The sequence below is a fragment of the Enterobacter sp. R4-368 genome, assembly GCF_000410515.1.
Classification (GTDB): domain Bacteria; phylum Pseudomonadota; class Gammaproteobacteria; order Enterobacterales; family Enterobacteriaceae; genus Kosakonia.
Map to the genome: position 1 here is coordinate 765,661 of NC_021500.1, position 26,360 is coordinate 792,020.

At 51.6% G+C, this 26,360-nt stretch carries 24 protein-coding genes and 1 other annotated feature; of the genes, 4 read left to right on the forward strand and 20 right to left on the reverse strand.

Annotated features, from left to right (window positions below; genetic code table 11):
- Positions 1-555: 555 nt before the first annotated feature.
- The 3 genes from H650_RS03460 to ppsA all read right to left on the reverse strand — a co-directional run bounded on the left by H650_RS03460 (position 556) and on the right by ppsA (position 6,930).
- The gene (locus H650_RS03460) at positions 556-2,928 is read right to left on the reverse strand and encodes a glycoside hydrolase family 3 N-terminal domain-containing protein (RefSeq protein ID WP_016496325.1); all 2,373 of its coding nucleotides are present in this window, start codon (positions 2,926-2,928) and stop codon (positions 556-558) included.
- Entirely contained in the window at positions 2,925-4,334 is a 1,410-nt protein-coding gene (locus H650_RS03465) for an MFS transporter (protein ID WP_016496326.1), read from the reverse strand. Before H650_RS03465 ends, H650_RS03460 begins: the two co-directional genes overlap by 4 nt.
- Positions 4,335-4,551: 217 nt before the next feature.
- Entirely contained in the window at positions 4,552-6,930 is a 2,379-nt protein-coding gene (gene ppsA / locus H650_RS03470) for a phosphoenolpyruvate synthase (protein ID WP_016496327.1), read from the reverse strand.
- Positions 6,931-7,261: 331 nt separating this feature from the next.
- Here ppsA and ppsR point away from each other — a divergent pair, with 331 nt between their 5' ends.
- The 3 genes from ppsR (at position 7,262) to hemP (ending at position 9,624) form a co-directional block, all read left to right on the forward strand.
- A complete protein-coding gene (gene ppsR / locus H650_RS03475) occupies positions 7,262-8,095 on the forward strand; it encodes a posphoenolpyruvate synthetase regulatory kinase/phosphorylase PpsR (protein ID WP_016496328.1) in 834 nt (277 codons plus the stop codon).
- A 154-nt stretch (positions 8,096-8,249) separates the two neighbouring features.
- Positions 8,250-9,296: a 3-deoxy-7-phosphoheptulonate synthase AroH gene (aroH, locus tag H650_RS03480; RefSeq protein WP_016496329.1), complete on the forward strand. Its 1,047-nt coding sequence runs from the start codon at positions 8,250-8,252 to the stop codon at positions 9,294-9,296.
- A 136-nt stretch (positions 9,297-9,432) separates the two neighbouring features.
- Positions 9,433-9,624, forward strand: coding sequence for a hemin uptake protein HemP (gene hemP, locus H650_RS03485; protein WP_044489374.1), 192 nt, complete (start codon positions 9,433-9,435; stop codon positions 9,622-9,624).
- A gap of 6 nt (positions 9,625-9,630) precedes the next feature.
- Here the strand turns inward: hemP and selO are convergent, their stop codons facing one another.
- The 15 genes from selO to fumD all read right to left on the reverse strand — a co-directional run bounded on the left by selO (position 9,631) and on the right by fumD (position 23,005).
- Positions 9,631-11,073, reverse strand: coding sequence for a protein adenylyltransferase SelO (gene selO, locus H650_RS03490; protein WP_016496331.1), 1,443 nt, complete (start codon positions 11,071-11,073; stop codon positions 9,631-9,633).
- A gap of 61 nt (positions 11,074-11,134) precedes the next feature.
- Positions 11,135-11,848 (reverse strand): EAL domain-containing protein, encoded by a 714-nt coding sequence (locus H650_RS03495; RefSeq protein ID WP_044489375.1) that lies wholly within the window; start codon positions 11,846-11,848, stop codon positions 11,135-11,137.
- Between the two features lie 254 nt (positions 11,849-12,102).
- Positions 12,103-12,567 carry a C40 family peptidase gene (locus H650_RS03500; protein WP_016496333.1) on the reverse strand — a complete coding sequence of 155 codons (465 nt, stop codon included), beginning with the start codon at positions 12,565-12,567 and terminating at the stop codon, positions 12,103-12,105.
- Between the two features lie 78 nt (positions 12,568-12,645).
- On the reverse strand, positions 12,646-13,395 hold the full coding sequence (gene btuD / locus H650_RS03505; RefSeq protein WP_016496334.1) for a vitamin B12 ABC transporter ATP-binding protein BtuD: 750 nt from the start codon (positions 13,393-13,395) through the stop codon (positions 12,646-12,648).
- The gene (locus H650_RS03510) at positions 13,395-13,946 is read right to left on the reverse strand and encodes a glutathione peroxidase (protein ID WP_016496335.1); all 552 of its coding nucleotides are present in this window, start codon (positions 13,944-13,946) and stop codon (positions 13,395-13,397) included. The genes btuD and H650_RS03510 overlap by 1 nt, the downstream gene beginning before the upstream one ends.
- 34 nt (positions 13,947-13,980) lie before the next feature.
- Positions 13,981-14,961, reverse strand: coding sequence for a vitamin B12 ABC transporter permease BtuC (gene btuC / locus H650_RS03515; RefSeq protein ID WP_044489668.1), 981 nt, complete (start codon positions 14,959-14,961; stop codon positions 13,981-13,983).
- A gap of 100 nt (positions 14,962-15,061) precedes the next feature.
- The gene (gene ihfA / locus H650_RS03520) at positions 15,062-15,361 is read right to left on the reverse strand and encodes an integration host factor subunit alpha (RefSeq protein WP_006820203.1); all 300 of its coding nucleotides are present in this window, start codon (positions 15,359-15,361) and stop codon (positions 15,062-15,064) included.
- A 4-nt stretch (positions 15,362-15,365) separates the two neighbouring features.
- Positions 15,366-17,753, reverse strand: a complete 2,388-nt coding sequence (gene pheT / locus H650_RS03525; protein ID WP_016496337.1) for a phenylalanine--tRNA ligase subunit beta — start codon at positions 17,751-17,753, stop codon at positions 15,366-15,368.
- 14 nt (positions 17,754-17,767) lie between these two features.
- A complete protein-coding gene (gene pheS, locus H650_RS03530; protein WP_007374647.1) occupies positions 17,768-18,751 on the reverse strand; it encodes a phenylalanine--tRNA ligase subunit alpha in 984 nt (327 codons plus the stop codon).
- A gap of 40 nt (positions 18,752-18,791) precedes the next feature.
- Positions 18,792-18,916, reverse strand: a sequence feature (Phe leader region).
- Positions 18,867-18,911: a pheST operon leader peptide PheM gene (gene pheM / locus H650_RS25135; protein ID WP_001386830.1), complete on the reverse strand. Its 45-nt coding sequence runs from the start codon at positions 18,909-18,911 to the stop codon at positions 18,867-18,869. It overlaps the preceding feature by 45 nt.
- Before the next feature lie 119 nt (positions 18,917-19,035).
- Positions 19,036-19,392 (reverse strand): 50S ribosomal protein L20, encoded by a 357-nt coding sequence (gene rplT, locus H650_RS03535; RefSeq protein ID WP_013366084.1) that lies wholly within the window; start codon positions 19,390-19,392, stop codon positions 19,036-19,038.
- 49 nt (positions 19,393-19,441) lie between these two features.
- Positions 19,442-19,639 carry a 50S ribosomal protein L35 gene (gene rpmI / locus H650_RS03540; protein ID WP_001124225.1) on the reverse strand — a complete coding sequence of 66 codons (198 nt, stop codon included), beginning with the start codon at positions 19,637-19,639 and terminating at the stop codon, positions 19,442-19,444.
- A 92-nt stretch (positions 19,640-19,731) separates the two neighbouring features.
- On the reverse strand, positions 19,732-20,274 hold the full coding sequence (gene infC, locus H650_RS03545; RefSeq protein WP_071908164.1) for a translation initiation factor IF-3: 543 nt from the start codon (positions 20,272-20,274) through the stop codon (positions 19,732-19,734).
- Positions 20,275-20,277: 3 nt separating this feature from the next.
- Positions 20,278-22,206: a threonine--tRNA ligase gene (gene thrS, locus H650_RS03550; protein WP_017456552.1), complete on the reverse strand. Its 1,929-nt coding sequence runs from the start codon at positions 22,204-22,206 to the stop codon at positions 20,278-20,280.
- 586 nt (positions 22,207-22,792) lie between these two features.
- The gene (gene fumD / locus H650_RS03555; RefSeq protein ID WP_020453990.1) at positions 22,793-23,005 is read right to left on the reverse strand and encodes a fumarate hydratase FumD; all 213 of its coding nucleotides are present in this window, start codon (positions 23,003-23,005) and stop codon (positions 22,793-22,795) included.
- A 277-nt stretch (positions 23,006-23,282) separates the two neighbouring features.
- On the opposite strand from fumD, the gene H650_RS03560 reads away from it, so the two are divergent.
- Positions 23,283-24,728, forward strand: a complete 1,446-nt coding sequence (locus H650_RS03560; protein ID WP_044489669.1) for a flagellin N-terminal helical domain-containing protein — start codon at positions 23,283-23,285, stop codon at positions 24,726-24,728.
- Between the two features lie 165 nt (positions 24,729-24,893).
- Here the strand turns inward: H650_RS03560 and H650_RS03565 are convergent, their stop codons facing one another.
- Together H650_RS03565 and H650_RS03570 are read right to left on the reverse strand one after the other, a co-directional pair.
- Entirely contained in the window at positions 24,894-25,109 is a 216-nt protein-coding gene (locus tag H650_RS03565; RefSeq protein ID WP_044489670.1) for a YdgH/BhsA/McbA family protein, read from the reverse strand.
- 264 nt (positions 25,110-25,373) lie between these two features.
- The gene (locus H650_RS03570; RefSeq protein ID WP_044489379.1) at positions 25,374-26,129 is read right to left on the reverse strand and encodes a DUF481 domain-containing protein; all 756 of its coding nucleotides are present in this window, start codon (positions 26,127-26,129) and stop codon (positions 25,374-25,376) included.
- Positions 26,130-26,360 lie beyond the last annotated feature (231 nt).

Here is a 26,360-nt window from a genome sequence, read left to right on the forward strand (position 1 = left end):
AAAATAAATAGATCACTTCCGCTACAGCGAAATAAAAACTGCAATAGTTAATAAATTAAAATCGTGAAAACACGATCACTCTAAACCCGCTTACGTATTTACCTGCGCCAGCTGCTGATAAGATGATGCTGAGACAGCACGCGATCAACGACGTTACATAACCGGCCCTGCAGCGCCCTGTAAATCCTGCGTTCACAGGCGTAGTTCACCCACCGGATACCGCCGGGTTCAACGTTGCCAAACCCCTTAATACCATGAGAAATAAAATGGACATAATGGCGCGCAGCTATTTTCCCACCAGGTAAAATCTCAATAAATTTTTTCTGCAAGTACAGAGAAATAGAAAATAACGAAGAGCTAAGTTACGGGAGGGAATTATATGCGGGGTAATTATCAATACAATAAATATATACCAGCGGCAGGCACGAATAGCTTACGATCGCACAAATACCTCAGGTAATTGTAAGTCATGCAGCGTGGTTGTTATTTCAGCCGGGTTATTGTTGTCTGTTTGTGCAAAAAAAATAGCCCATCGAGCGATGGGCTACGATGTTATCACTGACTGACTTCGCACTGACTCATCATTTTCCAGGCGGTGGGAAGTTCGCGGGTCTCGCCGTAAACGTTCACCGTGAGCGCTGCGCGGATATCTGCCGATGAGGCACCGATTTGCAGCTCAAACTCACCCGGTTCGACAATGCGCTGCCCGTCACGGCGCGTAAAGTTGAGCATATCCACCGGCACGATGAACGTCAGGGTTGCCGTTTCACCCGGTGATAATGCCACGCGCTGGAACGCTTTTAGCTCCTGCACCGGACGCACCATTGACGCTACTTTATCCCGGACATACAGTTGCACCACCTCGCTGCCGCTGCGATCTCCGCTATTTTTTACCTGCACCTGCACACGAATATCGTCATCAATCGCCACATCAGGTGTCAGTAATACCGGGTTCATATACTCGAACTGCGTCCAGCTCTTCCCGTAGCCAAAGGGGTAAAGTGCGCCAAAATGGAAGGCAAACGGTGTACCACCGCTTTTCAGCTTGTGGTTGTAATAATAGGGCATCGCCCCCGCGCTTTTCGGCACGCTGACGACCAGACGCCCCTGCGGCTCTGCCCGCCCGGTCAATACATCGGCAATCGCCCGGCCGCCCTCCTGCCCCGGCGCCCACGCCATTAACCATGCGGCAACGCGCGACTCCAGCCCTTGCAGGTTATACGGACGCCCACCGGTCATGACCACCACGACCGGTTTCCCGGTTGCCACTAACGCCTCCAGCAACTGTTGTTGCACACCCGGCAGCGTCAGGCTGTCCGTGTCGGAACCTTCTCCCACCGTCCCGCTCTGGAACAGCCCGGCAAGATCGCCCACACAGGCAATGATCACCTCGCTTTCCTGCGCCACGCTCACCGCGTGCGGGATCAGGCTCAAATCCCTGGAAACTGGTGACTGCTGCATCGGTTTCCCCGACGCATCCCCGGGGAAAACGGGGGCGCCAGCCATACGTTTTTCAATAATATGGCAGCCTTTGGCATAACGGACGTTCCCCTCGCCCAGCGTCTGGCGCAGCGCCGCAAGCGGCGTGGTGACCTGCGTGGTCTCCTCCAGCATATCGCTAATGATCAAATGCACCGGGAAACTGTACCCGCTGAGCAAAGCCAGCGGATCGTCAGCGGTCGGGCCAATTACCGCCACTTTCGGTGAGCCGTTCAATGGCAGAATGCCGTTATTTTCCAGCAGCGTCATTGAGCGCGTAGCGACCTCGCGCGCTACCCGCCGCGTCCTGGCAGACTGCAGGTCGATACCCTGTTCATCGGTATAAGGCTGTTCGAACAAACCGAGGCGGAATTTCACTGCCAACACGCGGGCGACAATTTCGTCCACTTTTGCCATGGAGATAAGTCCACGCTCAACGGCCTCTGCCAGATGGCGTGCACAGTCATCTTTTGGCAATTCAACATCCAGCCCGGCATTAAACGAGAGCGCAGCGGATTCCGCGGCATCGTGTGTCACGCCGTGATGCTGATGCAGCAGGCTGACGCCACCGTAATCGGCAACAATAATGCCCTCGAAGCCCCACTGTTCACGCAGCAAAGTGGTGAGCAAGAAATGGTCACTGTGACCCGGCTGGTTATCAATGTCGTGATAGGCTGGCATCACCGATCCTGCTTTCGCCAGCTTCACCGCCATCTCGAACGGCAGCAAAAAGGTGTCGTTCAGCTCGCAAAAGCCGAGGTGTACCGGGGCATGGTTACGCGCGCCTTCGCTAAACGAGTGGCCAACATAGTGTTTGAGCGTCGCCAGCATATCGCCCTTTTCACCCTGCAACCCGTTCACGTAGGCGCACGCCATCACCCCCACCAGCCACGGATCTTCACCAAACGTCTCTTCCGTGCGCCCCCAGCGCACATCGCGCGAGACATCCAGTACCGGAGCCAGCCCCTGTTTGCATCCGGTCGATCGCGCTTCCAGCCCGATATGATGGGCGGCACGTTGCACAAGTTGCGGATCCCAGGTGGAACCGTAGTTCAGCGAGGAGGGAAATAACGTCGCGTCTTTGCACAATAAACCCACCAGGCACTCTTCATGAAACAGCGCGGGGATACCCAACCGCGTCTCTTCCACCAACGTTTTTTGTAGCCGATTAGCCGCACGTACACCGCGCTTCGCCTCCACAATATGCGTGCCCAGTGGACGGGTTATTTGCCCGACCCCCAGTTTAAGCCGCTGTGCCAGCGCCGCCTGCGTGCTGACACCGGCAAACTCATCGCTGAGATCGGTGCGCTCGCGGTGCTCTCCCTCTTCTGAAAGCACCAGCCACAACGCATGCATTTGCGCGAATTTCTCTTCCGGCGTCATCCGCGCCAGTAAATCCGCAACGCGTTCGGCCACGGGACGGTTTGCGTCCTGGTAGATAGCAGTCATCGGGTCACTCCTGTGTTATTGAAATCCGGGGCGGTTTGCACTGCCGTGTCGCTTTCACTGACGCCGCGTTTACGTATCAGATCTTGCGCGATACTGTCGGCAACCTGGCTATTGAGTTTGTAGCGGGTCAGCAGCAGCACCATGCAGATAAACAGCAGGCAGGGGATCAGCGTAAACAATGCGTTAATGGTCGTCAGCACCGTCGCGCTCTGGGCTGCCTGATTCGGCGCATAATCCACGGCACCAAGCACCCAACCCACGACTGCGCCGCCAAGCGCAAGGCCAAATTTAATGGCGAATAACGCTGTCGAGAACACCAGTCCGTCGAGGCGACGCCCGCTGCGGTGCTCTTCGTAATCCACCACGTCAGAGAACATGGTCCATTGCAGCGGCGTGGTCAGGTTCTGAATAAAGCTGAAAACGATATTGAGGCCAAAAATAAGCCACACTTGCGTCGGCGGGATAATAAAGATCAGCGCCGCGAAAACGACGAATGTAATAATTGTCCACTGGTAGGCGCGCACCCGGTCAAATTTCCCTAATAACCGCGCTGATAATAGCGCTCCGCTTAGGGCAGCGATCATGCCCGAAACAATAAAGGTAAATACCATATCCGGGCGCTGTAATACGTATTTGACGTAATACATCGTGGCGGAACCACGCGTTACAACCGCGGTTAACAGCAAAATATTAAACACAAAGACAATGCGCCACTGCGTATTTTTCGCCAGCAATTTGAGATCGCTGAACAGCGAACCGGAGCTATCATTGCGCGGCGTAAAACGCTCGCGTGTCATAAAGAAGCAGCCAAAGAACAGAAAAATGCCCAGTACGCCCATCATGCTCATGGCATAAAAATACCCTTTTTGATCATTACCAGCCCCCAGATGTGCCACCAGTGGCAGGGCAATAACGGTCACGATCAGGCCGCCAATAAACGATAAACCAAAGCGCCAGGACTGCAGCGAGTGGCGCTCGTGCGGGTCCATCGTCAGCGCGCCGGGCATGGCGCAGTAAGGGACATTAATCGCAGAGTAGATAAAGCTAAGGATGGCGTAAGTGACGCAGGCATAGAGGATTTTTGCCGTCGCCCCTGCGTCCGGGACATAAAAGGTAATAATGCAGCTCACACCAAACGGTATTGCAAACCACAGCAGCCAGGGGCGAAAACGCCCGTGTCGCGTTTGCGTACGATCCACCAGTGCGCCGATGCAAGGATCAACAAAAGCATCCACCGCACGCACGACCAAAAACATGGTTCCCATTATGGCGGCGGGTAACCCAAACACATCCGTATAGAAATAAGCGAGAAACAGCGTTGCGGTTTGCCAGACCAGGGCGCTCGCCATATCACCCAGACCGTAACCAATTTTGTCTTTTGTACTCAGGACAGAGGAGATTGTCATTTTTATTAGCCTTGTGAGGTCAAAAAATATTTCAACATGGCGCGACAGATTAACGTCGCACTGCTCACTACCGGCTCAAGTATTGGAAGAAGCTAACGAGGGGACAATTGCAATAATTGCCAGGCTTTTTACGTTTTTTGGTTATTGTGATCGCCGCCGAGTTCGCGGCTGAAATAAAAAAATCCCCGACATTATGTCGGGGATTTTACTTTTGCCTTTATTTTTTCAGTTCGGCGAGGCTTAGCCAGGTCTGCACAACGGTGTCCGGGTTGAGTGAGAGACTATCAATGCCCTCATCCATCAACCAGGCGGCAAAGTCTTCGTGATCTGAAGGCCCTTGCCCGCAAATGCCGACATATTTGCCCTGCTTTTTCGCCGCACGGATCGCCATCGAAAGCAGCGCTTTCACCGCGTCGTTACGTTCGTCGAACAGTTCTGAGACCACGCCGGAATCGCGATCGAGACCCAGCGCCAGTTGCGTCATGTCGTTGGAGCCGATAGAGAAACCATCGAAATACTCAAGGAACTGCTCCGCCAGCAGCGCGTTGGACGGGATTTCGCACATCATGATGATTTTCAGCCCGTTCTCACCGCGTTTCAGCCCCTGGCGCGCCAGCTCATCAACTACCGCTTTTGCCTGTTCAACGGTACGTACAAACGGGACCATGATTTCCACGTTGGTCAGCCCCATATCGTTACGCACGCGTTTTACCGCTTCGCACTCAAGCGCGAAGCAATCGCGGAAGCTGTCGGCCACATAACGGCCTGCGCCACGGAAGCCGAGCATCGGGTTCTCTTCTTCCGGTTCGTAGCGCTCACCGCCGACCAGATTGGCGTATTCGTTCGATTTAAAATCAGACAGACGCACAATCACGCGTTTTGGCCAGAATGCCGCTCCCAGTGTCGAAATGCCTTCCGTCAGACGGCCGACATAAAACTCAACCGGCGAATCGAAGCCTTTCATCATTTCGCGGATTTCGTTTTGTAATTTCGCGTCCTGATCATCAAACTCCAGCAGTGCGCGCGGATGCACGCCGATCATGCGGTTGATGATGAATTCCAGACGCGCAAGGCCTACGCCTTCGTTTGGCAGGCAAGCAAAATCGAAGGCGCGATCCGGGTTGCCGACGTTCATCATGATCTTCAGCGGCAGATCCGGCATGGTGTCTACGCTTGAACTTTTCACGCTGAAATCCAGCAGATCGGCATACACATAACCGGTATCGCCTTCGGCGCAGGAGACGGTGACTTTCTCCCCGGTTTTAATACGTTCGGTCACGTCGCCGCAGCCCACCACCGCCGGAATACCTAACTCACGCGCAATGATCGCCGCGTGGCAAGTACGACCGCCGCGGTTGGTAACAATCGCCGCCGCTTTTTTCATGATCGGTTCCCAGTCCGGGTCGGTCATGTCGGTTACCAGCACATCGCCCGGCTCGATCAGGTTCATCTCGCTGATATCGTGGATCACTTTCACCGTACCGGCGCCAATGCGATGCCCAATGGCACGGCCTTCAGAGATAATGCGCCCCTGGGCATGCAGCGTGTAACGCTCCATCACCTGGCCACGCGAACGCACGGTTTCCGGACGCGCCTGCACGATAAACAATTTACCGGTATGGCCGTCTTTCGCCCATTCAATATCCATTGGACGGCCATAGTGTTTCTCGATTTGCACCGCCTGCTTCGCCAGCGCCTGCACTTCGTCGTCGGTCAGGGAGAAACGGTCGCGCTCGGCCTGCGGTACATCTTCAATCTGCACCTGCTTGCCATGCTCTTGCGTCGGCGCATAGATCATGCGGATTTTCTTCGATCCCATGGTGCGACGCACAATGGCCGGACGATTTGCCGCAAGCGTTGGCTTATGCACATAGAACTCATCCGGGTTAACGGCGCCCTGCACCACCATTTCGCCCAGTCCCCAGGCAGAGGTGATAAACACTACCTGATCAAAACCGGATTCCGTATCGATGGTGAACATCACGCCAGAAGAACCGATATCCGAACGCACCATGCGCTGCACACCGGCAGAAAGCGCGACGCCGCGATGATCGTAGCCCTGATGCACGCGATAGGAGATGGCGCGATCGTTGAATAACGAGGCAAACACATGCTTCACCGCCACCAGCACGGCGTCATACCCTTGCACGTTGAGGAAGGTTTCCTGCTGACCGGCAAACGAGGCATCCGGCATGTCTTCTGCGGTCGCAGAAGAACGCACCGCGAAAGACGCTTCAGCGTCGTCTTCAGAGAGTTTGGCATAGGCTTCGTGGACGGCTTTTTCCAGCTCCGGCGGAAATGGCGTGTCGACAATCCACTGGCGGATCTGCGCACCGGCTTTGGCCAGTTCGGACACATCATCGATGTCAGTTTTATCCAGTAATTCGTAAATGCGCTGATTTAGCCCGCTTTGTTCCAGAAACTGGTTAAACGCATCGGCCGTGGTCGCAAACCCATTCGGTACGGAAACCCCCATACCGGACAGATTAGTAATCATTTCACCAAGGGAGGCATTTTTGCCCCCAACTCTGTCTACATCATTCATGCCGAGTTGGTCATACCAAAGCACCAGCGGAGACGAGCCATTGTTGGACATCGAAACAATCCTTTTGTGATATATGAATGGGTGAAAACGTCGAACTACTTTTTTATCCTGGCATAATTAATTCCGTTGAAAAAACGGTGAATCGTGTAAGCAATTACGATTTCTGGTTTTTCGGATAGATTCCCATCAATAAATCACCTTGAGTAATTTCTCATTTTTGTATCTCCTTATTTTTTATAGGAGAAATTAAAAAAATGAACCGTTGAGTTCATTAAAAATAAAAACACCATTTCATTTTAAAAATGAGAAAAAGGAGATACGCATGTTGAGGATTTTAATTTATGCTTTCAGAGAATTACGCATGTCATTCAGGATGGGTTAAATGGACAGTTCAGTTGATCGCCACGTCTTTTATATTTCTGATGGAACCGCTATCACCGCTGAAGTATTAGGCCATGCGGTCATGTCGCAATTCCCGGTTGCCGTCAGCAGTATTACGCTGCCGTTTGTGGAAAACGAGAGTCGGGCCCGTGCCGTCAAAGAACAAATAGACGCCATCTATCAGCAAACCGGTAATCGCCCCCTGGTGTTCTACTCCATTGTGATACCGGAAATTCGCGCCATTATTTTGCAAAGCGAAGGATTTTGTCAGGATATCGTTCAGGCGCTGGTTGCGCCGCTGCAGGAGGAATTAAAACTCGATCCCACCCCCATTGCGCACCGCACACATGGGCTCAATCCCGGTAATTTAACGAAATACGATGCGCGTATCGCGGCAATTGATTACACCCTCGCGCACGACGATGGTATTTCTTTGCGCAATCTTGATCAGGCGCAGGTGATTTTACTGGGCGTTTCGCGCTGTGGAAAAACACCGACCAGTCTGTATCTGGCGATGCAATTTGGTATTCGCGCGGCAAATTATCCTTTTATTGCCGATGATATGGATAACCTCGTTCTCCCCGCTGCGTTAAAGCCACTGCAGCATAAATTATTTGGTCTGACCATTAATCCGGAGCGCCTTGCTGCCATTCGCGAAGAGCGCCGGGAAAATAGCCGCTACGCGTCATTGCGCCAGTGCCGGATGGAAGTTGCAGAAGTGGAAGCGCTTTATCGCAAGAATCAGATCCCCTGCCTTAATAGTACCAACTACTCGGTAGAAGAAATTGCCACCAAGATGCTCGATATTATGGGGTTAAATCGCCGCATGTACTAACAAGCTAGTACACAGGTGCGAAGTGCGCTATGATATTGCCCGGAAACGTGATGTGCTTTGCAACCCCTCTTGAAATAAGCCGGGATTGGTTTAAGGTGTTGCGCATCACTTCCGGCATTCCTGCCGCTGAAGCACCTAATTTTTGAGATTCTTGATGAACAAAACCGATGAACTTCGCACTGCGCCAATCAGCAGCTTGGTGACACCAGCTGAACTTGCGCAGCGCTACCCTGTTACCTCAGAGGTAGCGGAGCATGTGACCGCATCCCGTCGGCGGATAGAAAAAATTCTGAATGGTGAAGATCGCCGCCTGTTGGTGATTATTGGTCCCTGCTCGATTCACGATCTTGACGCCGCCGTTGATTACGCGAGCCGTTTACAAGTATTACGTGAAAAACACCACGCGCATCTGGAAATCGTTATGCGCACCTACTTCGAAAAACCGCGCACCGTTGTGGGCTGGAAAGGACTGATTTCCGATCCGGATCTGAACGGCAGTTACCGCGTAAATCACGGTCTTGAACTGGCGCGTAAACTGCTATTGCAGGTCAATGAGCTGGGAGTACCCACCGCGACCGAATTCCTCGATATGGTGACCGGCCAGTTTATTGCCGATTTAATTAGTTGGGGAGCGATTGGCGCGCGCACCACTGAAAGCCAAATTCACCGGGAAATGGCCTCGGCGCTTTCCTGCCCGGTCGGTTTTAAAAACGGTACCGATGGCAATACACGCATCGCCGTTGACGCGATCCGCGCTTCACGTGCCAGCCATATGTTCCTGTCGCCGGATAAAAGCGGGCAAATGACCATTTATCAGACCAGCGGCAACCCGTACGGCCACATCATTATGCGCGGCGGTAAAAAACCGAATTACCATGCCGGAGATATTGCCAACGCTTGCGATACGCTACGCGAATTTGGTTTGCCGGAGCATCTGGTAGTGGATTTCAGTCATGGCAACTGCCAGAAAGAGCATCGCCGCCAGTTGGATGTCTGTGACGACATTTGTACGCAAATTCGTAATGGCTCGCTCGCGATCTCTGGTGTGATGGCGGAAAGTTTCCTGCAAGAAGGCACGCAAAAAATTGTCAGTGGCCAGCCGCTGGTATACGGGCAATCCATTACCGACCCATGCCTGAACTGGGAAGACAGTGAACTGCTGCTGGAAAAACTCGCAACCGCGGTTGCCACCCGTTTTTAACCTTTTCCTGCTGACTCAATTACGCATTCCCCCTACTTTTTCCTGGGGGAACTGCGTTCAGGTAAACAATCGCCCTTGCTTCACATCGTCATACTATTGATAATCATTATCATTGTTGGTTTGTCTTAAAACGGATATGTCGCAAATGGATAGCACGCCTGCATCACCGGTCACGCCTCAGGAAAAGCCCACGCACATCACCCCAACCGATCGCCGCATTCACAGCCGTTCACTGCTGGGGGATGAAGGACGCGTCGTTATTGAGCACAACGGGCAGCAATACCTTCTGCGCCAGACGCATGCCGGAAAATTGATCCTGACAAAGTAGGCCATTTCAACTCGAACAGCTGACTTTCAGCCGTTTGCCCCAGTCGGGCGGACGGCTGACGTAATCATCACTGCGATCGATAAATGGCTGGCGTAATGCCTCATGAAGTCGCTCCAGCTCGCTGCTATCGCCTTTCTCTGCGGCATCAATAGCGCGCTGCGCCAGCCAGTTTCGCAGCACCATTGCCGGGTTAACCCGTTGCATATGCGCCTGCCGCTGAGCGTCATCGATATTTTCCTGCTGTAAGCGTGAGCGATATTGTGCAAACCAGTCATCAAATGCGCCGCGATCGATAAACTCATCCCGTAACGGCGACGCAGTGCTTTGCTGCTCGGTCAGGCTGAGCATGCGGAACGTACGCGTATAATCGCTACCTTCGCGCGCCATCAGCGCAAACAGCGAATTCAGAAGATCGTTATCGCCTTGCTGGCGAGTAAAGAAGCCCAGCTTGCTGCGCATCAACTGGCCATACTCGGTGAGTAACTGGTGCTGATAATCATCCAGCGCGGCGTTTAACCCCTCCACAGCAATAAAGGGCGATAGCGACTGCGCCAGGCGCTGCAGATTCCACAGCGCCACCGCCGGCTGGTTTTCAAAGCTGTACCGCCCCTGGTAATCAGAGTGGTTACAGATAAAACCGGGCTGGTAATCATCGAGAAAACCGAACGGGCCATAGTCGATTGTTAAACCAAGAATCGACATGTTATCGGTATTCATTACACCGTGCGCGAACCCTACCGCTTGCCAGCGCGCAATCATCTGCGCGGTGCGCCGCACGACATCCCGGAACCATGCGACATATTTATCGCTTTCGTTTTGCAATTCCGGCCAGTGATGACGGATAACAAAATCTGCCAGTTGACGGACTTTTTGCGGATCGCGTCGGTAGTAAAAATGTTCGAAATGACCAAAGCGCACATGACTTTCGGCAATACGCATCAGCATCGCGCCCTGCTCCTGCGTTTCGCGCATGACTGGCGTATCGCTGGTCACAATGCTCAATGCCCGCGTGGTCGGGATCCCCAGATAGTGCATCGCTTCCGAAGCCAGACTTTCACGGATGGTCGAACGCAACACCGCGCGGCCATCCCCCATGCGTGAATACGGCGTCAGCCCGGCACCTTTTAAGTGCCAGTCCCGGGTTGTGCCGTCCGGGAGTTGCTGTTCACCGAGCAAAATTCCGCGTCCATCACCTAATTGCCCGGCCCAGACACCAAACTGATGTCCACTATAAACCTGCGCCAGTGGGGACATGCCGGGTAACAGCGCTTCGCCGCCCCAGATGCCGGCTCCCGAGACGGGATGAAACAGCGCATCCGGTACATCCAGCGCATGTGCCAGTAGCTCATTGCGCCATAGCAGACGGGCGTTGTGCAGCGGTGTTGGGGATAATGCGGTATAAAAATCTGGCAATTCATCTCGCCAGTGGGTAGTAAAAGACAGGGTCATGGTTCCTCCTGCCTTTAGTGTAGTGCTAACTTTGGCGTTTAAACACCAGGCAAAAGCAGGGCTATGGCTGAACCAGAGAAGTTAACTGTTCGACGGTGACGGGTGGCCACATGGCACCCTGCATGGCGCTAAAGGAAAAGGCTGCTGCCCGGTTGAGCGCCTGTTCATCATCAATGCCTGCAATCATCAATGCATCACAATAGGGTTCAAGCTGCGCAACAATCACCCGCATAAAAGGTTCGAATGAAGGTGACGCCAGCCGCTGATGAACAAAATTTTTATCCAGTACCACGCGCTTAAATAAACCATCAAAAATGGCTTTTGTCGAAGCGGTTCCGGCACCAAAATTAGCCAGCACCAGTGAATATTGTTTCGCCAATAGAAACAAGGGGTGATTATCTTTTCCCTTATTTAGATCGGGAAAATTCTCATTAATGGTAAATTCAAGAAAAGGAAATTTCCTAATGTTTGTCGCTAGCGTTTCATCTGCCAACAAGACATCAACCAAAGAGGGCGCAATATTAATCCAGGCCGTTAATTGATGTTGAATAAAAAAGAGTTGGCAGGCTTCAAGGAGTGCCAGTTGTTCATTGAATAAAGCGAGTATTTCTTCAGGCGTAAGGCGCGGAATGACCAGCTCTGTAGGCGTGCGGACATTGCTGTCTGGCCCCACAAAGTTAACGATAATTTCCAGTCCCTGTAGCATTCCGTTACCTTTCCTCGCAGGCAGTAATAGAAGCTCAGAGCGATATGTGTCATCCAGCGATACTATCATTGCGCCAGCCCCGCATTAAGGGTGATATCCGGCATTGTCAAACACAGGTGGAAATATTTCAAATCTATTGTTTTAAATGAGATTAACTTCATTTTTTTCCCGTTTTATTTTTTGGCTTCTCCTTAACCTTTATTAGCCTGATAACGAATTGATGGATGTCCGGATCCCAATGTACACAGATCTTAATTAAGATAAACGTGATTATTTAGTGGAAATTTCCTGGTTTAAAAAAAGCCCTTGCGGGCTTTCTCATTCTAGATGCGGCGTGCTTGCCAGAAATTTTTACGCCAGTAGACATTATCCAGCGAAGAACGCATCACTCCCCGGCTGGTTGAGGCATGAATGAACTCATTATCTGTATCGTAAATTCCAACGTGCAACCCGCTCTCTCCGGAACCGGTTTTAAAGAAAACCAGATCGCCTGGCAGCAAATCCTCTTTATCGATTTTCGTGCCAATTTCCGCCTGTTGCCGCGTCTCGCGCGGCAATTGCAACGAAAACTTATCGCGAAACGTCATCATAACGAAGCCGGAACAATCAACACCGGAACGGCTCATGCCACCGTAGCGATAGGGCGTACCATGCCACTGGCTAAGCTGATCATTCAGGCCAGCAATAACGGTTATCGAATCTGACAATCTTGGATTTGGCGGCGGCGCGCGATGAGAACTACATCCTGCAAGGAATAACGCCGCTGCCAGCAATAACCAGATACGCATCCTGGATCAAGCCTCTTTATTTCTTTTTCTCGGAATAATCTACCGTGTGAATCAGATATGTGGCAAGTCACGTTTTCGTCACGTTGTAGGGATCAACACGCGGTGACCTTCCACATCCAGTTGGCGAAAAGCCAAACCATACGCCGTCGCCAGATGCGATGGCGTCAGCACCTCATTCTGCCGTCCGCTCATTAACAGTTTGCCACCGCTGAGCAACCATGCCTGGCGCGCATGCCTCAACGTATGGTTAAGATCGTGGCTACTCATCACCACGGTAATACCTGCGGCAACCAGCTCGTTTAAAAGCTTATCCAGTGCCGCCTGCTGGGCAACATCGAGGCTATTCATCGGCTCATCCAGCAATAAAAGCTCTCCGGCGGGGTTGCCGGCCGGGTGAATCTGTAAAATCACCGCCGCTAAGCGTACCCGTTGCCATTCGCCGCCTGACAGGTGATTCACCGCCCGCCCCAGCTTATCGCTGAGGCCGAGCTTGCCCGCAATCTGCGCCAGCAGCGCGGTCTGTGCGTTATCGCGCTGATGCAGGGATAAGTACTGCCAGACAGGCATAGCGAACGGCGGTGTCTGCTGTTGGGCCAGGTAAGCACGATGTTGCGCCAGTTGCGATGCAGGCCACTGCGCCAGCGAACGGGCATTAAACAGCACCCTTCCCTGCCCGCCCGATAACCCGGCAATGCGCGCCAGCAGTGTGCTTTTCCCCGCACCATTCGGCCCGACCAGATGCAGAACTTCTCCCCGGCCGACCGATGCCGTTATCGGCCCAAGCCTGCCGGGTTCAGCCACATCCTGAAGCTGCAACAGCATCGACATTACTTCGCCAGCGCCTGTTTTACCGCGTCAACGAGAATTGGATCTTCTGGTGTCATATCCGGAGAGAAACGTTGAATCACCTTGCCGTCACGACCAATCAGGAATTTTTCAAAATTCCACAGAATATCGCCCGGCTCTTTCGGCGCACGACCTTTGCTCTCCATACGTTCGTAGAAACCGCTGCCCTGAGGTGCAACGGCCTTCGGCGCTGCGGCAACCAGCTTTTTATACAGCGGGTGACGTGCTTCGCCATTCACATCGATTTTGCTGAACAGCGGAAATGTTACGCCATACGTGGTGCTACAGAAGGTTTTAATTTCCTCTTCTGAACCCGGTTCCTGGCCGAGAAACTGATTGCAGGGGAAACCGAGTACGGTAAAACCTTCACTTTCAAATTCTTTTTGCATCTGCTCCAGCTGTTCGTACTGCGGCGTCAGCCCACATTTCGAGGCGACGTTGACCAACAGCAGCACCTTGCCGTGGTAACCGGCAAGCGTTGTCTGCTCGCCATCGATAGTCTTAACTTCAGTATTGAGAATATCCTGTTGCATAGCGTCACCTTAATGAATGTTATGGTTTGCGGGCTCAACGCCCGGCTCTCAATAATAGCCAGATAAATACCGGCGCGCCCAGCGTCGAGGTCACAACGCCTATCGGCAACTCGGCCGCACTGAGCGCCAGACGCGCTATCACATCGGCAAATAACAGTGCCACCGCCCCTGCCAGCGCGCAGCCTGGCAGCAATGCCCGATGATCGGTCAAACCGCACAGACGTAAGATATGTGGAATGACCAGACCGATAAAACCAATTGAGCCTGCCAGCGCGACGCTTACCCCGACCAGCCAGCCCGTGGCTACCACCAGCACGTTTCGCCATAGCCACATCGGTAACCCTAACTGGCGCGCGGAAATGTCTCCCAGCGCCAGCATATTCAAGGGCCGGGACTGGAAACAGACCCAAATGATGACTGGCACCAGCGCCGCCATCAGCCAACTTTGTTGCCAGTCCACGCCGCCGAAACCGCCCATCATCCAGTACATCAACTGGCGCAAATCGAAGGAGGAAGAGAAATAGACGGCCCAGGTCATTAATGCGGTACAGATAATACCCAACGCGACGCCAGCCAGCAGTAAACGGCTGGTAGAGATGTGGCGGCGCGCGAAACGCAGCAGAATCAGCGTCACAACGAGCGCGCCAGCGATCGCACAAACGCCGAGCGCCCAGCCAGGGAGCAATCCGCCGCCCAGCAATACAGCAGCAATGAGCCCAACGCCCGCACCGCTTGAGACTCCAAGCAATCCTGGTTCCGCAAGCGGGTTTTCGAACAGTGCCTGCATCACCGCACCGCATAACGCCAGTGCAGCCCCAACCAACAACACGGCCAGCGTGCGCGGCAAACGAATTTGCCAGACAAACAGTTGCCCATCCGGCGTAAACCAGGCGCCCGGAGAAATCCATTGATCGCCCGCGCAGAGACTAAACAGCAGCGCGAAGAGTAAGAGCAGCAGCAATCCACCCAGCCAGCGGCGGTTGCGTTGCTGTTGAAGATGAGCGTATGCCAGCATGTTTTCCGTTTTATTGGTCAGCAAGGCCACTGATTCTAAGGTTGATGCCGGATGCTGAAAAGAAAAAAGGCCGCGATGCGGCCTTTTTAATTAGTTCATATCATTCAGCTTTGGGCGAAGCGTTTTCGACACGGCTCTTTAACTTCTGGCCGGGTCTGAAGGTCACCACGCGCCGGGCTGTAATGGGAATATCTTCGCCCGTTTTTGGATTACGACCCGGACGTTGATTTTTGTCGCGCAAATCGAAATTGCCAAAGCCGGAGAGTTTTACCTGCTCACCGTTTTCCAGAGCACGACGGATCTCTTCGAAAAACAGCTCTACCAGCTCTTTTGCGTCCCGTTTGCTAAGCCCAAGCTTATCAAACAGATATTCTGACATTTCAGCTTTTGTAAGCGCCATAGGTTCAATCCCTCAATGATGCCTGGAATCGCTCTTTTAATGCCTCTACACATCTGGCAACGGTAGCGGCAATCTCCTCTTCTTCGAGTGTACGGCTGGTATCCTGAAGGATCAGGCTAATGGCAAGGCTCTTATACCCTTCCGCTACACCCTTACCGCGGTACACGTCAAATAAGTTTACGCCAACTACCTGATTTACGCCAACTTTCTTACATTCGCCCAAAACATCTGCTGCAGGCACATTTTCTGCGACCACGACAGCGATATCACGACGGTTCGCAGGGAAGCGCGAAATCTCCTGAGCCTGAGGAACCACGCGGTCTGCAAGCGCATTCCACTCCAGTTCAAATACCAGTGTGCGGCCGTTCAGATCAAGCTTACGTTCCAGTTCCGGGTGAACAACCCCAATAAAACCAATGCGCTTATCTTTCAGATAAATCGCTGCAGATTGGCCTGGGTGCAGTGCAGGATTCGTTTCCGCGCGAAACTCAATGGCGGAAAGTTTACCTGTAAGTTCCAGCACGGACTCAAGGTCGCCTTTTAAATCGAAGAAATCGACGCTTCCTTTCACCAGATCCCAATGCTCGTCATAACGGTTGCCGCAAATCGCGCCCGCCAGCATCACATCCTGACGGATGCCTAGATTAGCTTGCGTATCAGGCACAAAGCGCAGGCCGGTTTCGAAAATACGCACACGGCTCTGCTGACGGTTCTGGTTATAAACGATAGTGCCGAGCAAACCGGTCCACAGAGAGAGGCGCATCGCCGACATCTCGCTGGAAATTGGGCTTGGCAGGATGAGTGCTTCCTCACCCGGATGAATCAGTTGCTGCAGTTTCGGATCGACAAAGCTGTAAGTAATGACTTCCTGGTAGCCTTTATCGTTAAGCATGGTTTTAACACGCTTCATCGACAGGTTCGCTTCGCGGTGCTCACCCATAATCAGGCCAGCCTGCACCGGCTCATCAGGAATATTGTTGTAGCCATAAACGCGAGCAACTTCTTCGACCAGATCTTCTTCGATTTCCATGTCGAAACGCCAGCTCGGGGCTACCGCCAGCCACTCATCCTGTCCTTCAGTCACTTCGCAGCCCAGACGGTTCAGAATATCGCTGACCTGATCGTCGGCAATATGGTGGCCAATCAGGCGATCCAGCTTGCTACGGCGCAAACGGATAGTCGCACGTTTCGGCAGCGTGGCGTCGTTCGTGACATCAATTACCGGGCCGGCTTCACCACCACAGATATCAAGCAGCAGACGCGTGGCGCGTTCCATCGCTTTGTATTGCAGTTGCGGATCGACACCACGCTCATAACGATGAGAAGCATCAGTATGCAAACCGTGACGGCGCGCGCGGCCGGTAATGGACAGCGGGTTGAAGAAAGCACATTCCAGCAGCACGTTCTGCGTTTCGCTGTTTACACCAGAGTGCTCACCACCGAAGATACCGCCCATTGCCAGCGCTTTGCTATGGTCGGCAATCACCAGCGTGTCTGCATTCAGTTTGGCTTCATTACCGTCCAGCAGCACCAGGGTTTCGCCCTCTTTCGCCATACGCACCACAATGCCGCCATCCAGGCGGTCGCGGTCAAACGCATGCATCGGCTGCCCCAGTTCCAGTAGCACGTAGTTGGTGACGTCCACAACGGCGTCAATCGAGCGAATGCCGCAACGGCGCAGCTTCTCTTTCATCCACAGCGGAGTTGGCGCTTTGACGTTAATCCCTTTCACTACACGGCCAAGGTAGCGCGGACAGGCCTCTGCCGCTTCCACAGTAATTGGCAGCGTATCGGCGATGGTAGCGGCAACAGGTGCGATATCCGGCTCGGTCAGCGGAGATTTGTTGAGCACCGCAACATCACGCGCCACACCGATGATCCCGAGGCAATCGGCACGGTTCGGCGTCACGCTGATTTCGATGGTGTTGTCATCCAGTTTTAAATATTCACGGATATCGGTGCCGATCGGCGCATCTGCAGGCAGTTCAATAATGCCGGAATGATCGTCAGAAATACCCAGCTCGGAGAAAGAACAGAGCATGCCTTCCGACGGCTCGCCACGCAGTTTTGCCGCTTTGATTTTGAAATCGCCCGGCAGTACCGCACCGACAGTGGCGACCGCGACTTTGAGCCCAAGGCGACAGTTTGGCGCGCCACAGACGATGTCCAGCAGGCGCTCACCGCCCACGTTTACTTTCGTTACGCGCAGTTTGTCAGCGTTCGGGTGCTGAGCGCACTCCATCACTTCGCCCACAACCACGCCATGAAATGCACCGGCAACCGGTTCAACCCCATCGACCTCGAGGCCCGCCATGGTGATTTGCCCGGACAGCGCTTCGCTATCAATGGCTGGATTAACCCATTCGCGTAACCACAGTTCACTGAATTTCATTATTTTGCCTGCCTTTATTTAAACTGTTTGAGGAAACGCAAATCGTTTTCGAAGAACGCGCGCAAGTCGGTGACACCGTAACGGAGCATTGTCAGGCGCTCCATCCCCATACCGAATGCAAAACCTGAGTAAACTTCCGGATCAATCCCGACGTTACGCAGTACGTTCGGATGCACCATCCCGCAGCCAAGTACCTCCAGCCATTTGCCGTTTTTACCCATGACATCCACTTCCGCTGAGGGCTCAGTAAAGGGGAAATAGGATGGACGGAAGCGGATCTGCAAATCTTCTTCAAAGAAGTTACGCAGGAAGTCGTGCAGCGTGCCTTTCAGATTGGTGAAGCTGATATTTTTATCAACAATGAGCCCTTCCATCTGATGGAACATCGGAGTGTGCGTCTGGTCGTAGTCGTTACGATATACGCGGCCCGGCGCAATAATGCGGATCGGCGGCTGCTGATTTTCCATCGTGCGGATCTGTACGCCTGAAGTCTGGGTACGCAACAGACGGGTTGCGTCAAACCAGAAGGTGTCGTGATCAGCACGCGCCGGGTGGTGGCCCGGGATGTTCAACGCATCGAAGTTATGATAATCATCTTCGATTTCCGGACCCGTGGCGACAGTAAAGCCAAGCTCACCAAAGAAGCTTTCGATGCGGTCGATTGTGCGGGTCACCGGATGCAAACCGCCATTCTCTACTCGACGCCCCGGCAGCGATACATCAATAGTTTCGGCAGCCAGGCGTGCATTTAATGCAGCATTTTCAAGATCCGATTTACGCGCGTTCAGCGCTTGCTGCACTTGCTCTTTCGCTTCGTTGATCACCGCACCCGCAGCCGGGCGCTCTTCTGGCGGCAGCTCACGCAGGGTGGTCATCTGAAGGGTCAGGTGCCCTTTCTTGCCCAGGTATTCGACGCGTACGTTGTCCAGCGCGGCGACATCTGAAGCATCGTTAATGGCTGCCTTCGCACTGGCAACCAGCTCTGCGAGATGTGACATGGTTTTCCTCGTTATATGACGATATTTACAAGCGGCAGATACAAAAAAAGCCTCCACAAGGGAGGCTTTCTGGCGCTGTTTTCCGTTTCTTCTTTCACGCGCTAGCCTCCCGGATTCAGGTGCTAAAGTAAAAAAAGAAGCGGAAAATAGCAGCATTCATGCTTGCGTTACCTTAACAGGGTAAGTGGCGGTGATGGCTTATTGAAAACGCATCACGGCAAAATGTCAATGCATTGATAATGTTAAAGCAAAAGAGGGAGCTAAGCTCCCTCTCTTAAACTGGCTTACGCCAGAGCTGCTTTCGCTTTTTCAACCAGGGCAGTAAATGCCACTTTGTCGAATACTGCGATGTCAGCCAGGATCTTACGGTCGATTTCAACAGAGGCTTTTTTCAGGCCGTTGATGAATTTGCTGTAAGAAATACCGTTCTGACGTGCTGCTGCGTTGATACGTGCAATCCACAGTTGACGGAACTGACGCTTTTTCTGACGACGGTCACGATAAGCGTACTGACCAGCTTTGATAACAGCCTGGAAGGCAACACGGTAAACGCGTGAACGCGCGCCGTAGTAACCTTTAGCTTGTTTCAAAATTTTCTTATGACGTGCACGTGCAATCACACCACGTTTTACGCGAGCCATATGCTCTCTCCTGTATCTATATTCTTAAAAAAGTTAAAAGGTTAACGACTTATGCGTACGGCAGGCACGCGATTACCAGGCCCAGATCGCCTTTAGAAACCATGGCTTTCGGACGCAGGTGACGTTTACGCTTGGTAGCTTTTTTGGTCAGAATATGACGCAGGTTAGCGTGCTTATGCTTAAATCCACCTTTACCGGTTTTTTTGAAGCGCTTAGCAGCACCGCGTACGGTCTTAATTTTTGGCATTTTTTAACTTCCACTTCGCATTGTTAATAAACGAAACAAAGGCGAACTAAACCCGTGAGCTTGTGGCCCACAGGTTTAATTACTTGATGGCCTTACTGTTTCTTCTTCGGAGCAAGCACCATGATCATCTGGCGGCCTTCGATCTTCGTTGGGAAGGATTCGACTACTGCCAGTTCAACCAGATCTTCTTTCACGCGATTAAGCACTTCCATACCGATCTGTTGGTGGGCCATCTCACGACCGCGGAAACGCAGCGTGATTTTGGCCTTATCGCCCTCTTCGAGAAAGCGAATCAGGCTGCGGAGTTTTACCTGATAGTCGCCTTCATCTGTACCAGGTCGGAATTTGATTTCCTTAACCTGAATAACTTTTTGCTTCTTCTTCTGTTCCTTAGAAGATTTGCTCTTTTCATAGAGGAACTTGCCGTAATCCATTATACGGCAAACGGGCGGCTCGGCGTTAGGGCTAATTTCGACTAAATCGACCCCGGCTTCTTCAGCTTTTTCCAGAGCTTCTCTGAGACTCACAATACCAAGCTGCTCGCCTTCCAGACCTGTTAAGCGAACTTCCGTGGCGCGAATCTCGCCATTAATACGATTGGGACGCGCCGTTTGAACTCGTTTTCCGCCTTTAATACCTTATTCCTCCAGTTGTTGAAGACTGCGGCTGCGAATCTCTTGTTGCAGCTTCTCGATAACATCATTTACGTCCAGGCTACCCAGGTCTTTACCGCGACGGGTACGCACAGCTACTTTGCCGGCTTCAACCTCTTTGTCACCACAAACCAGCATATAAGGGACACGACGTAAAGTGTGCTCGCGGATTTTAAAGCCAATCTTCTCGTTTCTCAAGTCTGCTTTTACACGAATGCCCGCATTTTGCAGTTTACGGGTCAATTCGTTAACGTATTCAGCCTGCGAATCAGTGATGTTCATCACAACTACTTGCACAGGGGCAAGCCAGGTTGGGAAGAAGCCCGCAAATTCCTCAGTCAGGATGCCGATAAAGCGCTCCAGAGAACCAAGAATTGCACGGTGAATCATCACCGGGACTTGTCGCTCGTTACTTTCGCCAACATAAGAGGCATTCAGACGAGACGGCAAGGAGAAGTCCAGCTGGACAGTACCGCACTGCCATGCACGATCGAGGCAGTCATACAGGGTAAATTCAATTTTCGGACCGTAGAATGCGCCTTCACCCAGTTGATACTCAAACGGGATATTATTCTCTTCCAGCGCCACAGCCAGGTCCGCCTCAGCACGATCCCACATCTCGTCGCTACCGATACGTTTTTCCGGACGAGTGGAGAGTTTGACGACGATCTTCTCGAAGCCAAAGGTGCTGTACATATCGTAGACTAAACGGATACAAGCGTTCACTTCATCGCGCACCTGCTCTTCTGTACAGAAGATGTGAGCGTCATCCTGAGTGAAGCCGCGTACACGCATTAAGCCATGCAGAGCGCCTGACGGCTCGTTACGATGGCAACTACCGAACTCTGCCATACGTAACGGCAGGTCGCGGTAGGATTTTAAGCCCTGGTTAAAGATCTGAACGTGACCCGGGCAGTTCATCGGCTTGATGCAATATTCACGGTTCTCAGAAGACGTCGTAAACATGGCATCTTTGTAGTTGTCCCAGTGGCCGGTTTTTTCCCACAGCACACGGTCCATCATGAACGGGCCTTTCACTTCCTGATACTGGTACTCTTTCAGTTTAGAACGTACGAAAGTTTCCAGTTCGCGGAAGATAGTCCAGCCATCGTTATGCCAGAACACCATACCCGGCGCTTCTTCCTGCATGTGATACAGATCGAGCTGTTTCCCGATTTTACGGTGATCGCGTTTTGCCGCTTCTTCCAGACGTTGCAGATAAGCGTTCAGCGCTTTTTTATCTGCCCACGCGGTACCATAGATACGCTGCAGCATTTTATTATTGCTGTCACCGCGCCAGTAGGCACCCGCTGTTTTCATCAATTTGAAGTGATGGCAGAAACGCATGTTCGGCACGTGCGGACCACGGCACATGTCGACATATTCCTGATGATGATACAAGCCAGGCTTGTCATCATGGGCAATATTCTCATCAAGGATCGAAACTTTATAGCTTTCGCCGCGTTTAACAAATGTTTCACGCGCCTCTTTCCAGCTTACTTTCTGCTTGATGACATCGTAGTTTGTTTCGGCGAGCTCATGCATACGCTTTTCGAGCGCGTCGATATCTTCCTGGGTCAGCGTATGGTCAAGATCAACGTCATAGTAGAAACCGTTATCAATAACCGGACCAATAGCCATTTTGGTGTTGGGCCAAAGTTGCTTAATCGCGTGACCTAACAGATGCGCGCAGGAGTGGCGAATGATTTCCAGTCCGTCCTCATCTTTTGCGGTGATGATGGCAAGTTTGGCATCGCTGTCAATCACATCGCATGCATCTACCAGTTCACCGTTGACGCGGCCAGCGATACAGGCTTTCGCCAGTCCCGGACCGATATCCAGCGCAACATCCATTGGGCTTACAGCGTGGTCGTAATGGCGTTGGCTGCCATCAGGAAGAGTAATTACAGGCATTTCATTTCCTTAATTTGCAGTGGTGCCCCGCACGAAAGAGCACATACAAAATGAGAGATCAAAGATATAACAGCCGCGACGATAAGTTTTCTCGCTTCACTCTGCGGAATCTGTACAGCGTAGAGATCAACTGCTACCTGATACCCTTACCTGCCGCTGTTAAGTACCCGGCAATAGTACACATTTGCGCAGGGGGTTGAAAGGATTAGTGTGACTCAGCTCAAGAGTGCGGCTTTATTGCAGTTTCAAAACTCCGCACAGAAAACGTTTCAAAAACAACCACCCGACCTAAGGATTGTCTGAATTTTTACCAAATTCTTGACATAGCGGTATCTCAAGCCGTTTATTTGGCTACCCGTTAACACCTAACCTACTGATAAAGCATGGTAATCCTTTACTTCGTTATTATTTTCGCGCTTCTCGCGATCATTATTTTTTCGTTTTATAAGCACCACAGCATGAAGTCATCCCGCTCCCTTCCGGGCCGTTACAAGAAACGGCGTCAATAACGCCACCTTCCTTGACCAGGTATGACTGTTCAGAAAGGCACGCACGTGCCTTTCTTTATCATATCCAGCCTGCTTTTTCAGGCGTTGTAACCTAAAGCGCGGATCACGGTTTCCATCGCTTCTTGCGTTAGCCCGGAACGCTTAATTTTTGTATTGGCCAACATAGTTCTGATCACCCCGGCAATCACAATATGTTTAGGTTCTTGTCCGAGATCGCGCATCTCCAGCACGACTTTCCCCACTACACGGCACATCTCGTCATATAACGCTTCGTCTTTTGATGTTCCCATTTCACCTCCGGTGGCGATGGTTTTGATAAGCAGCCTGGCTCACGAAGAATGCGGCTTACATCTGTAAAAGAGTCAGTAAAGCATATTGTTAGCAACAACTGTACACTGCCTCTATCCCCTGGCAGCGTGAAGAGGTAACGCAACAGGCCTTTTTCTGCACACCATCTATTTTCAGGCACTTGCACAAAGTTAAATTTTCCCGCGAATTTACCTTAAAGTTACTCATTCCTTTGCCGATGATTAATTCATTAGCGGTCTGAATGAATTAATGACGGTAATGCAGGCAATCAATCATAATGAGTTTATCGGGCTGAACCTCACTACCCGAAAAAAAACGTCTTCTTCGCTTCAGGAAAGTATTGAACGTCTGTCATCGGGGTTGCGCATTAATGGCGCGAAGGAAGATGCTGCCGGGCAGTCTATCGCTAATCGCATGCGCTCTAACGCCAGTGCGGATAGCGTGGTATCACGTGGTCTTGATGATGCTATCAGTATGGCACAGACCGCCGATGGCAGTTTGAGCACTGTTAGCGAACTTCTGATCCGGGCGAAAAGCCTGGCCATACAGTCAGGAAATAGCACCCTCTCGGAGAATGACCGGCAAAGCATTCAGAACGAATATCAAAATATTCTTAACAATATTCAGTCAATCTCAGAGGGTACCGAGATTTTTGGACGCTACCCGTTGGCTACTGATTCACCCGAACTGCCACCGGAGTTGATTGGTGATGTGCCGCCGTTAAACGTCAAGTTTCCGGTTCAGGGTACCAATTATTCGTTCAGTTCAGGCATTGTCTCACTGGCCTACATCCCTGCCGGTTCGACGAATATTGCTATTACCATTGATTCACTGGGCCTGGATGATGACATCCAGTTATTCACGCGCGATGGTAAGCATCTGGCCGGTACACCAATTAACGGCGCAGCCCCGGACTATACATGGAAAAGTCGTGGCATCACGGATTCCGCGAAAGCGACCAGCCGGGTTCTGACCGAAGCCAACGGTTTTGCGCATGGCGCTACCTACGACGATTCTTTACTGATTGATGGCGGCGCAGCCTGGGCGCTAAACGGTAGCGAAACGCTGAATTACAACGGTATGGCTATTGCTTACAGCGGAGATGGTGACCGTTACGAACCGGGCAATGCTTACAATGATGGTAGCAACGGTTCAAACCGACTTGAGCGCGTAAAGATCGATAACGTTACGGAAGACTTGGTGGTAATGATCGTCGGCAGTGGCTCTTTTACCAGCAACTTAACCTGGGGAACTCTGCCAAAACCAACAATAACGCCGGCGGAACCGCCGAAGCAGAGTCGCCCGTGGGAGGTCGTAACCAGCGCGAACGTTGGGGATGATATCCAATCCGTAACCATGCCTGCCACTCCGGCTGATGTGAAATCACTGGGTTTAAACGCGACATCCTTGCAAACGGCGGCCTCAGCAGGTGTCGCAATGGGTGCGCTTGACAAAGCACTCGAGAAAGTAAGCGGCTGGCGCGCGCAATATGGCGCGTATATCAATCGTTTTGAATCGAATAAATCGGTACTGGCACAGCAAAATGTTGCAACACAAGCGGCGAAGAGCCGGATTGAAGATGCGGATTACGCGCTGGAAGTCAGTAAGATGGCAAAAGCGCAGATATTACAGCAGAGCCAGGATATGGTGCTAAAAGTCGCTAACCAGTCTGCAGAAAATATTCTGGCGCTTCTTCGTAGCTAACATTGTATTTTCACTTCATTTAATAACAGCACTTAATAACAAAATCATTTTTCGCCCGCAGCGAAATAACCTTATCTTACAAAATCCGCATTGCCGCACAAATACAAAAAACCGGTACGACTAAATCCGGTTTTTTTAAAGTTAATGAATTAACTGAAAACGTATTTAGTTCCACTTGCCCGCAACCAGGGTATGTGCGTTAAACGCATTGTCATTTGAACCCTGCGTTGAATGAGACACCGGAACCATATTGGAACCCGCTTCAATGTTGGTGATGTTAGTGTTAGTCTGGCTGGCAGTTACTGCAGGCTGAGCCGCGAAAACGCCAAAAGAGAGTGCAGAAAGCACGACGGCGACCGCAGCGGTTTTGATTTTTTTCATAATTAAATTCTCATACTTGAATAACAACATTAACTGGCTGGGCTTTTTTTGCCCGTGTTGTTAGTGTAGATCTGGATCACACTTTTGCACAGTCAATTTATTTATCTATTCGTGTCAAATAAACTGAATGTGTAACCCAAATATTAATTGTGAGTAAATTATGAAGAGAAAGGAATACTTAAGCGAAATTGAAAAAGGAATAGTAGAATGAAAAGAGCACAAATTAACAAATAAAAGATGGGCCGATATTTTCGGCCCAACAAATTACATTTTATAGCCTAACGTTACCGTCGTTCTGCGATCGGTATGGTCCGGCGCCGTTGATGGTGGCTGGGAGTTCCAGGTCAGGTTATACGCAACTTTCAGAGCAAAGTGCGCGTTAATCGCTACGTTCAGCGCTGTTTCAGAGTTCACGGTGGTATCGTCCGCACCAAATACGGAAACACCCTGCGTGAATTTCGTGGTATCAGTCATCTGCCAGGCGTAGGTGCCGGAAGCATAACCGAGCCCAGTCGTTTTCGTGTTGCCGTCGGTGTACTTGTCATAACGAACACCAGGACCGAATTCAAAGCGCAGGCTGTGAACCGGACCATTCAGGAACTGACGACCATAACCAGCAGTCAGCACGTCGCGATCGCTATAGCCGTTATAGCGGTCAGTTAACCAGCTCGCCTGGCCAAACAGGTAATCGTAATCCGTCATGTTATAACGGCTACGGCCACCTACTGCGTATTTTTCAGACGAACGCACATCATTTGACGATGTATTGCTGGCGTTGCCCCACAAAGACCAGGCGGTAGTCTCGCCGTACCAGGTCAAGGTGGAATCAGCAGTCAAAGAGGAACTCTTTGTATTGCCGGACTGAGCCAGATAACCACCGTTTACACCGCCTTCAAACGGCGCTTTAGCGGTAGAGGGATCATCCATGACAGTAAAAACGGTATCATCTGCAAACGCGTGCATTGATACAAACACACCCGCCGCCATCACAAGCACGGGTACTGTCTTCAAAAGCTTCATTTATTTAGAGTCCGAACAGCAAAAAAAGAGACCAACACGGTCCCGGAAACTTTCATTAGGATCAATGACCAGCGGTCCAAAGAAAGGTAACAAATTATAAAAAGGCCGCTTAAACAGATCAATGAAATCTTATTTGATTTTTTGAATAAGAGGGATCTCAAAACAGCAAAAAAGGTTATTAATAACTGCTGCGCATTAAATCAATATCATTTTGAAATCATGCCCTTAATT